Consider the following 1,182-nt stretch of genomic DNA (forward strand, 5'->3'; position numbering starts at 1 on the left):
ATTATAGCAACCTTTTTTTATTTTTCTATGATTGATTTTAAATCGGCCGGAGAATAATTGATCGATTTTAATGTTTTGTTATCTTCTGTTCTGAATACTAAGAATAGACCATCTACTTCTTTATAGTAACTATCGACATCTTTTGAAGTTTTGTAATGTGCTATTGTTGCTTCAGCCTCTTCAATGGATTGACAGGCTTTACTCATGTTGGAACGTTGCACTTCTTCGAATAGCTCATTAAATTTGTCTTTTAAACCAAATTCAAGTACAGCACCTGCTAACACATACTGTATATCACATAATGCATCTGCTACTTCTACAAGATCATTGTTTTGGATAGCTTCTTCCAACTCTTTTAATTCTTCAGCAATAAGAGATACACGTAGTGCACTGCGTTTTTCACTTGGGATTGTTGGTTTTTCTAATATCGGATGCTGGAAAACTTTATGAAATTCGGCTACGGATGTTAATGTTTTTGGATCAGTCATGTTATATTTTATTTTTGCTAAATTATGCAATATAATCTAATTTAAAAATTGAGTCAAATAAAAAAAGCAGCTGTGAAGCTGCTTTCTATATAAAGGAGTAAATATTAAATTAAATGTTTCAATTGAACTAGCTCGCGCTCTTCAATGTATCTCCAACGACCTCTTGGTAAATCCTTTTTAGTCAAGTTAGCATATACAACACGGTCTAGTTTTACTACTTCATATCCTAACGATTCAAAAATACGTCTTACGATGCGATTTTTACCACTATGGATCTGAACACCAACTTCTCTTTTACTTCCGCCAGTTACGTAGCTTAAATCATCAGGTTTTACAAAACCATCTTCCAGTTCAAGACCGAAAACAATTTTATTAAAATCACCTTGTGTTAAGCTTTTATTCAATTCTACGTTGTAGATTTTACTGATGTTATTTCGAGGGTGCGAAAGTTTTTCAGCTAAATTACCATCGTTTGTCATTAATAATAAACCAGTTGTATTTCTATCTAAACGACCTACTGGATAGATACGTTCTTTAGTAGCTTTTGAAACTAATTCCATTACTGTGTGACGCTCCTGAGGATCTTCGGTAGTAGTAATGTAATCTTTAGGTTTATTTAATAGGACATAAACCATTTTTTCACGTTTCAAACGCTCACCATTATATTTAACGTCGTCTTTAGCTGGATCTACTT

Annotated in this window: 2 protein-coding genes; both read right to left on the bottom strand. The window is 32.8% G+C overall.

Translation table 11 applies throughout. The features are described from left to right. Nucleotides 1-17: 17 nt before the first annotated feature. A complete protein-coding gene (locus L950_RS25360) occupies nucleotides 18-488 on the bottom strand; it encodes a nucleoside triphosphate pyrophosphohydrolase family protein (protein WP_021191669.1) in 471 nt (156 codons plus the stop codon). A 104-nt stretch (nucleotides 489-592) separates the two neighbouring features. Then, nucleotides 593-1,182: pseudouridine synthase (locus tag L950_RS25365; RefSeq protein ID WP_021191670.1), on the bottom strand; the 590-nt coding region annotated here is incomplete at its 5' end.

It is taken from the genome of Sphingobacterium sp. IITKGP-BTPF85, from assembly GCF_001006065.1.
In the GTDB taxonomy this organism is placed as follows: domain Bacteria; phylum Bacteroidota; class Bacteroidia; order Sphingobacteriales; family Sphingobacteriaceae; genus Sphingobacterium; species Sphingobacterium anhuiense.